Here is an 8,238-nt window from a genome sequence, read left to right as displayed (position 1 = left end):
GCCTACCAGGAATACCAGGAGAAGGCGCTCGGCCGCACGGGCCTGCGCAAGATGTACATCGGCACGCTCACGCTCACGCTGTTCCTCGCCGTGTTCATCGCGGTGATGCTGGCGCTGCTGCTGGGTGCCCAGCTGGCCCGGCCGCTCTTGATGCTGCTGCAGGGCACGCGCGAGGTGGCCGAGGGCGACCTCTCGCCCAAGCGCGAGCTGCATACGCGTGACGAGCTGGGCGTGCTGACCCAGCAGTTCAACCAGATGACGCGCCAGCTGGCCGATGCACGCCGCGCGGTGGAGCAGAATCGAACGGCGCTCGAGCAGTCCAAGGCCTACCTTGAAAGCATCCTGACCAACCTGACCGCCGGCGTGTTCGTGTTCGACCACCGCTTTGTCCTGCTGACCGCCAACCCGGGTGCCGAGCGCATCTTCAAACAGCCCTTCGGCGCGTGGGTCGGCCAGCCGCTGGGTGGCATCGCGCCGCTCTCCGCCTTTGCCGATACGTTGGAGCATGCCTTCGCCGAGCACGACGTGTCCGCCGCAGCGGGCGGGGTTGCCGCGCACTGGCAGAAGCAAGTGGAGATCCCACTTGAGGACGAGGACGAGCCGCTCACCCTGCTGGTGCGCGGCACGCGCCTGCCAGGGCCCTCGGTGGGCGCGCATGGCACGGAGCGCGGTTACGTGGTGGTGTTCGACGACATCTCCGACGTGATCTCGGCACAGCGCTCGGTGGCCTGGGGGGAAGTGGCCCGTCGCCTGGCGCACGAGATCAAGAACCCGCTCACGCCGATCCAGCTCTCCGCCGAGCGGCTGGAGATGAAGCTCTCGCCCAAGCTCACCGACGCCGACGCCGAGGTGCTGCGCCGTGGCGCCACCACCATCGTCAACCAGGTGCAGGCGATGAAGCGCATGGTGGATGATTTCCGCGATTACGCGCGCACGCCGCCGGCCGTGCTGCAGGAGCTGGACCTCTCCGCGCTGTGTGCCGAGGTGCTGCACCTGTACGGCATCGATCACCCTAGCGCGCGCGACCACCCTGTCATCGAAGCCAGTCTGGGTGCGGGTTTGCCGCGCATCAAGGGCGACCCGACCCAGCTGCGCCAGGTCATCCACAACCTGCTGCAGAACGCGCAGGATGCGGTGGCCGAGAACGAAGCTGCCGGGCGACCCGCTGCGCATGTCATGTTGCAAACTGACACGGTAGAATACGACGACGCCACGGGCGCGCGGCGGCAGGCGGTGCGGCTCGCAATCGCGGACAACGGCGCGGGGTTTTCGTCCCGCATCCTCAACCGCGCATTCGAGCCCTACGTCACGACCAAAGCCAAGGGCACGGGACTGGGCTTGGCCATGGTGAAGAAGATCATGGACGAGCACGGGGCGCGCATCGAGTTGCGCAACCGCCAAGCGGACGCCGAGACCATCGGCGCCCAGGTTTCGATCCTGTTCGTAAAACTTGCCTGACGCAGACGGCGATCCCGCTGCACATGTAGAGGAAAAGCATGGCCACCATCCTCGTTGTCGACGACGAAATGGGTATCCGGGAGTTGCTCTCCGAGATCCTTGGAGACGAAGGGCACGTTGTCGAAGTCGCCGAGAACGCCCAGCAGGCGCGCGAATACCGCAATAACGGTACGCCCGACCTCGTGCTGCTCGACATCTGGATGCCAGATACCGACGGCGTCACGCTGCTCAAGGAGTGGGCCTCGCAGGGGTTGCTGACCATGCCGGTCATCATGATGTCCGGTCACGCCACCATCGATACGGCGGTGGAGGCCACCAAGATCGGCGCGCTCAACTTCCTGGAAAAGCCGATTGCGCTGCAGAAGCTGCTGACCGCCGTCGAGCAGGGCCTGGCGCGTGGCAAGGACAAGCCGCGTGCGGCGCCCACCACGCCGCTGGCGGCTGCCGCAAATGGGATGGCGGGCGCCGTGCCGAATGCCGTGGCGCAGGGTGCCGTTCTTGCGGCCGACCGCGCCGACGTGAACGGCGCCGCCGTGCGCGCGGCCGAGGGCGGCGGCATGCAGTTCTCGTTCGACATGCCGCTGCGCGAGGCGCGCGACCTGTTCGAGCGCGCCTATTTCGAATACCACCTGCAGCGCGAAGGCGGCAGCATGACGCGTGTGGCCGAGAAGACCGGCCTGGAGCGCACCCACCTGTATCGCAAGCTCAAGCAGTTGGGCGTCGAGCTGTCGCGCAACAAGGGCGAGCCGTCGGCGTAATTCGCATGTGCCTGTGCGGTAGCGCTTGACGGCAGGCGGTGATTGCTGTCATACTTGCCTTTCTTTGCTTGGCCCGGTAGCTCAGTTGGTAGAGCAGCGGATTGAAAATCCGCGTGTCGGTGGTTCGATTCCGCCCCAGGCCACCAGGATTCATCGTTCTGCAAGATCAACCGATCGTGCAGGGCAACAAAAAAGACCTCCTCGTGAGGTCTTTTTTCATTTCTGGCCGCCTCTTTGTCGCGCCGCCATCTCTCCGATTGCCGCGCCAGTCGCAGGTCTGCGACGCATCGCCGCAGTGACAAAAAATGTGCCAAACCCTCTTGACGCAGCGCAGCTCAGGGTATACCTAGTGCGGCAATCTGCGCCAAAATGTCACAGGTCTCGGTATAGTGACTCAACGCTATCAAGCGGCAAGCACAAGGAGACACCATGGCACTCGCTGGCACCGGTCACCACTTTCATTTCCACGCTTTCGACGGCATCAGCCGCAAGACGCGGTTGACGTGGTTGCGCAATGCCGCGGCGCTGACGTGCCTGATGGCGCTCATCGCGGCCATGTGGGTGGGCGGCAACCTGTCGGCCCTGATGCACACGCCGATCATGGATGGCGTCGCCCCGCTGGCCGCCGTCATGACCTTGGCCTGCGGCACCATGGCGATCAGCCTGCTGGGGCTCATTGCTGCGGGTTTCTTCCAGTTCCGCATGGAGCAGCTCGACGCGCCGCCGGCCATTTGAGCCAGCCTGTCGCACGATCCTGAAACGGAGGCTTCGGCCTCCGTTTTTGTTTGGGCGCGCGGTCTTGCGCGCCCGGCCCGGCGCAACGCCGGGTGAGGTCTTCACGGCTTACGCATCACATCTGCTCTGCCAGTGCGGTATCCGTGTTTACTTGACGCATTTGTTTCAATGGAATAAATTTTGAAACAAATGAATCAATGTGGCCGCCGCCGATGACCTTTGACGAGCTGATGCAGACCCTGCGCGCGCGCGCCGCCGATCTGTCGCCACAGCTGCAGCGTGCCGCGATGTTGCTGGAATCCAACCAGAGCGACATCGCCCTGTTGTCGATGCGCGACCTCGCACGGCGCTGCGAGCTGCCGCCGGCCACGTTCTCGCGACTGGCCCGCGCGCTCGGCTTCGACGATTTCGCTGCGCTGCGTGAGGTGTGTGTGAACCACCTGCGCCATCAGGCGGACGGCTATGCCGGGCGTGCGACGGCGTTGCAGCAGGGTGGGTCGGAGGCATCCGGCGCATCGGATGCCGAGCGCATCGGTGCCGCCATCGGCGCGCACGTGCAAACGGCGTTTTCAGCGGCCAACCTGGAGGCCATCGAGACCGCCGCCGCCGCCCTGCGTGGCGCGCGCCGCGTCTACCTGCTGGGTGCGCGCAGTTGCCTCGCGCTCACGCACGCCTTCGGCTACGCCGCGCAGCTCTTCGACGACAAGGTCACGCTGTGCACCGGCACCGGCAACACGTTGGCCGATCCGCTGCGCTTCTGCGGCGAGGGCGACATCGTCATCGCCGTCACCTTCGATCCGTACACGCGCGAGGTGATCGAGGCGATGCAGTACGCGCATGCGCGCGGCGCGCGCCTGGTCTACGTGTCCGACAGCGCGATCGCGCCCGGCGCCGAGCTCGCGTGGCTGCAGCTGATCGCGCCGGTGGCGATCCCATCCTTCTTCCATTCGCTGGCCGCACCGCTGGCGCTGCTCGACGCCTTGCTGATGACGTGGTTCCGCCACGCTGGCCCTCGCGCGCTCGCACACTTGGCTGACAGCGACACCCAACTCAAGCAACAGCACGCCTACGTGCGTAACACGCGCCGCAGCGATTCGGCCATTGCCGTGCCGCGTGCCAAGCGCTGAACCTTCCTCCCGATCGATCATGACCCCATCCACCACCTCCGTCTTCCACCGCGACCCACGCAAGGCACTGCCCACCGCCGTCGGCGGCGAGGGCATGACCCTCATCGATGCCGATGGCAAGCGCTACCTCGATGCCTGCGGCGGCGCCGCCGTCTCGTGCCTCGGCCACGGCCACCCGCGCGTGGTGGAGGCCATCTGCAAGCAAGTGCGCGCACTGGCGTACGCGCACACGTCGTTCTTCACCACCGACGTGGCCGAGGAGCTGGCCGCACGCCTGACCGCCGCCGCGCCGGGTGATCTTGACCACGTCTACTTCGTCTCGGGCGGTTCGGAAGCCATCGAGGCAGCACTCAAACTCGCCCGCCAGTACTTCGTCGAGATCGGCCAGCCGCAGCGCCAGTACTTCATTGCGCGCCGGCAGAGCTACCACGGCAATACGCTCGGCGCGCTCGCCATCGGCGGCAACGCGTGGCGCCGCGAGCCGTTCCTGCCGCTGCTGGTGCCGGCGCACCACGTGTCGCCGTGCTTCGCCTACCGCGAGCGCCTCGATGGCGAGACCGACGCGCGGTACGTGCAGCGCCTGGCGGATGAGCTCGACGCCAAGATCGTCGAGCTCGGCGCCGACAACGTCGCGGCCTTCGTCGCCGAGACGGTGGTGGGCGCCACGGCCGGCGCGGTGCCGCCGGTGGCCGACTACTTCCGCAAGATTCGCGCGGTGTGCGATCGACACGGCGTGCTGCTGCTGCTGGACGAGGTGATGTCCGGCATGGGCCGCACCGGCCATCTCTTCGCGTGCGAAGAAGACGGCGTGGTGCCCGACCTGATCGCCATCGCCAAGGGACTGGGCGGCGGTTACCAGCCGATCGGCGCGACCCTCGTCAGCCGTCGCATCTATGACGCCATCACGCGCGGCAGCGGCTTCTTCCAGCACGGCCACACCTACATCGGCCATGCCACGGCCTGCGCGGCGGCGCTGGAAGTGCAGAAGGTGATTGCCGAAGAGAACCTGCTCGCCAATGTGCTGGCGCGCGGCGAGCAACTGCGCGCCGCGCTGCGCACGCGCTTTGCCGACCACCCGCACGTGGGCGACGTGCGCGGGCGCGGCTTGTTCGTCGGCGTGGAGCTGGTGGCGGACCGCGCCACCAAGGCGCCGCTATCGCCTGCCCGCAAGACGCACGCGCGCGTGAAGGCGGAGGCGATGCAGCGCGGCTTGATGGTCTACCCGATGGGCGGCACCATCGACGGCCAACGCGGCGACCACATCCTGCTCGCACCGCCGTTCATCGCCACCGCGCAAGACATCGACGCTATCGTCGAGCGCCTGGGCGATGCGGTGGAAGCGGCCACCGCCAACGCACTGGAGGCGGTGTGAGCCAGCCGATCGCCATCGCCGTCGCGCCCAACGGCGCGCGCAAGACTCACGCCGATCACCCCGCGCTGCCCATCACGCCCGACGAGCTGGCCGCCTGTGCGCGCCAGTGCGTCGACGCCGGCGCGGCGATGCTGCATCTGCATGTGCGCCGCCCCGACGGCACGCACAGCCTGGAGCCGGACGACTACCGCCCGGCTGTCGCCGCCGTGCAGCAGGCGGTGGGCGATGCACTGGTGCTCCAGATCACCACCGAGGCGGTCGGCATCTACACGCCCGCGCAACAGATGGCCTCCGTGCGGGCGCTGCAGCCCGAGGCGATTTCTGCCGCGCTGCGCGAGCTGGTGCCCGATGCGGCGCACGAAGCCGAAGCGGCACGCTTCTTCGGCGAGCTGGCGGCGGCGCGCACGGCCATCCAGTACATCCTCTATTCCGCTGACGATGTGGTGCGCTACCGCGACCTGCGTGCGCGTGGGGTGCTGCCCGACACACCACATTGGGTGCTGTTCGTGCTGGGCCGCTACAGCGCCGGGCAGCGCTCCGATCCGTCCGATCTGTTGCCGTTTCTGCAGGCCTGGGCCGATGGCGGCGCGCTGACCGCCAACGTGCCCTGGGCGATGTGCGCGTTCGGCCCGCGCGAAGCCGAATGCGCGCTCACCGCAGCGCTGCTTGGCGGACACGCACGCCTGGGTTTCGAAAACAACATGGCGCTGCCCGACGGCAGCACTGCGCCCGACAACGCCGCGCTCGTCACCAACCTGCGCCGCCACCTCGACGCGCTGCACCGGCCGCTCGCCAGTGCCGCCGAGTTGCGCCGCTGGTTCGGCCGCTAGCCCCTCAATTTCTCACCACGAAGCCATCGCACAGACGGTCATCAGGCCGCGCTACACAACCATTGGAGGAAGTATGCGTTTCACCACCCGTTGTCTCCCGCTGGCGCTGGTCGGCCTATTCGCCGCCGGCGCGCAGGCCCAGGCGCTCGACGGCACGCTCAAGAAGATCCAGGACAGCAACACCATCCTGATCGGCGTGCGCGAATCGTCGATCCCGTTTTCGTACCGCGACAGCAAGAACCAGATCATCGGCTTCTCGGCCGACCTGTGCGCGCGCGTGATCGACGCGGTCAAGCAGAAGACCGGCAAGCGCGACCTGCAGGTGCAGCAGATTCCCGTGACGTCGCAGAACCGTACGTCGCTGGTGCAGAACGGCTCGGTGGACCTGGAGTGCGGCGTGACCACGCACCTGAAATCGCGCGAGCAGCAGATCGCGTTCTCGACCACCTTCTTCATCGCGGCCACGCGCCTGCTCACCAACGTGAACTCGGGCGTGAAGGACTTCCCGGACCTGGCGGGCAAGTCGGTCATCACCAATGCGGGCACCACGTCGGAGCGCATCCTGCGCAAGATGAACGACGAGAAGAAGATGAACATGAACGTCATCAGCGGCAAGGACTACGGCGAGTCCTTCCTCACGCTGCAGAGCGGCCGCGTGCAGGGCTTCATGATGGACGACGTGCTGCTGGCCGGCGCCCGTACGCTGGCGCAGAAGCCCACCGACTGGGTCGTGACCGGCACGCCGCAATCGTTCGAGGCCTACGGCTTCATGCTGCGCAAGGATGATCCGCAGTTCAAGACGCTGGTGGACGACACGCTCACCGGCATCATGAAGCGCGGCGAGATCAACACGCTCTATGCCAAGTGGTTCGAGAAGCCGGTGCCGCCCAAGAACCTCAACTTCAACTTCCCGATGAGCGAGCAACTGAAGGCGCTGTACGCCAAGCCGAACGACACGCCGTTCGAGTAAGCGTCAGCGTGCGAGCGTGTCAGAGGCCGGCCTGCGCGACGGCCTCGATGCGCGCCACATGCACGGCCTGCTTGATGTGGGCCGGGTTGTCGGCGTAGCGCTTGGCGACTGCGCCGGCGTCGATGGACACCGCCGCCTGCAGCGCGCGCAGTAGGCGCTCGGTCTGTGGATACGCGCGGTCTTCAAAGCCCAGGCGGCCGCGTGCATCCGCCTCGCATGCCAGCAGTGCCTGACGGAAGCGCTCCGGCTTGCGCAGCGCATCGCAGCGCTCGAGCAGGCGCACCAGGGCGGTGGCATCGAAGCCATCGCTGCGGTGGATGTTGCCGTGCTCGCGGGCGACCACCAAGGCCAGATCGCGGCAGTCGGTCGGCACGCGCAGGCGCTGGCAGACGGCATCGATCATCGGCACGCTGCGCTCTTCGTGGCCGACGTGGCGCGGCAGGATGTCGTCGGGCGTGGTGCCCTTGCCGAGGTCGTGCACCAGCGCGGCAAAGCGCACCGGCAGCGGCGCGCCCATGGCGGCGGCGGTCTCGATCACCATCATGGTGTGCACGCCGGTGTCGACTTCCGGGTGGTAGTCCGCACGCTGCGGCACGCCCCACAGGCGGTCGAGTTCAGGCAGCTGGCGGGCCAGCGCGCCGCAGTCGCGCAGCACGGCGAACATGCGAGCCGGATGTGCCTCCATCAGCCCGCGCGCGATCTCCTGCCACACCCGCTCGGGCACCAGCGCATCGACCTCGCCGGCTTCGACCATGCTGCGCATCAGCGCGTTGGTCTCCGGCGCGACGTGGAAGTCCGCAAAGCGCGCGGCAAAGCGCGCCACGCGCAGGATGCGTACCGGGTCTTCGGCAAACGCTTCGGAGACATGGCGGAAGGTGCGCGAGGCCAGGTCTGCCTGCCCGCCATACGGATCGATGACGGGCCCGACCAACGCGCCGTCTTCCGCCACGCGCTGCGCCATCGCGTTGATGGTCAGGTCGCGGCGGAT

General features: G+C 67.3%; 8 protein-coding genes and 1 tRNA gene. 8 read left to right on the top strand and 1 reads right to left on the bottom strand.

Features of this window, described 5'->3' with window-relative positions:
* The 8 genes from QZ609_RS21750 to QZ609_RS21715 all read left to right on the top strand — a co-directional run.
* Nucleotides 1–1,458 (top strand): PAS domain-containing sensor histidine kinase (locus QZ609_RS21750; RefSeq protein WP_295499460.1); only part of this gene is annotated, 1,458 nt, incomplete at its 5' end.
* Between the two features lie 38 nt (nt 1,459–1,496).
* Complete coding sequence (locus tag QZ609_RS21745) at nt 1,497–2,216, top strand: response regulator (protein ID WP_295499458.1); 720 nt, start codon at nt 1,497–1,499, stop codon at nt 2,214–2,216.
* A gap of 70 nt (nt 2,217–2,286) precedes the next feature.
* Nucleotides 2,287–2,362: transfer RNA gene (locus QZ609_RS21740), tRNA-Phe, on the top strand.
* 283 nt (nt 2,363–2,645) lie between these two features.
* Nucleotides 2,646–2,951, top strand: a complete 306-nt coding sequence (locus QZ609_RS21735) for a hypothetical protein (RefSeq protein ID WP_295499456.1) — start codon at nt 2,646–2,648, stop codon at nt 2,949–2,951.
* A gap of 212 nt (nt 2,952–3,163) precedes the next feature.
* Nucleotides 3,164–4,078 (top strand): MurR/RpiR family transcriptional regulator, encoded by a 915-nt coding sequence (locus tag QZ609_RS21730; RefSeq protein ID WP_295499454.1) that lies wholly within the window; start codon nt 3,164–3,166, stop codon nt 4,076–4,078.
* Between the two features lie 19 nt (nt 4,079–4,097).
* Nucleotides 4,098–5,450 (top strand): aspartate aminotransferase family protein, encoded by a 1,353-nt coding sequence (locus QZ609_RS21725; protein WP_295499452.1) that lies wholly within the window; start codon nt 4,098–4,100, stop codon nt 5,448–5,450.
* On the top strand, nt 5,447–6,280 hold the full coding sequence (locus tag QZ609_RS21720) for a 3-keto-5-aminohexanoate cleavage protein (RefSeq protein WP_295499450.1): 834 nt from the start codon (nt 5,447–5,449) through the stop codon (nt 6,278–6,280). The genes QZ609_RS21725 and QZ609_RS21720 overlap by 4 nt, the downstream gene beginning before the upstream one ends.
* Before the next feature lie 73 nt (nt 6,281–6,353).
* Nucleotides 6,354–7,250, top strand: a complete 897-nt coding sequence (locus tag QZ609_RS21715; protein WP_295499448.1) for a transporter substrate-binding domain-containing protein — start codon at nt 6,354–6,356, stop codon at nt 7,248–7,250.
* A 19-nt stretch (nt 7,251–7,269) separates the two neighbouring features.
* On the opposite strand, the gene QZ609_RS21710 is transcribed toward QZ609_RS21715, so the two are convergent.
* On the bottom strand, nt 7,270–8,238 hold a 969-nt coding region (locus QZ609_RS21710), incomplete at its 5' end, for a multifunctional CCA addition/repair protein (RefSeq protein WP_295499446.1).

Origin of the sequence: uncultured Ralstonia sp., assembly GCA_913056305.1 — a bacterium.
Lineage (GTDB): Bacteria > Pseudomonadota > Gammaproteobacteria > Burkholderiales > Burkholderiaceae > Ralstonia.
This window is presented reverse-complemented; position numbering and strand designations above follow the sequence as displayed.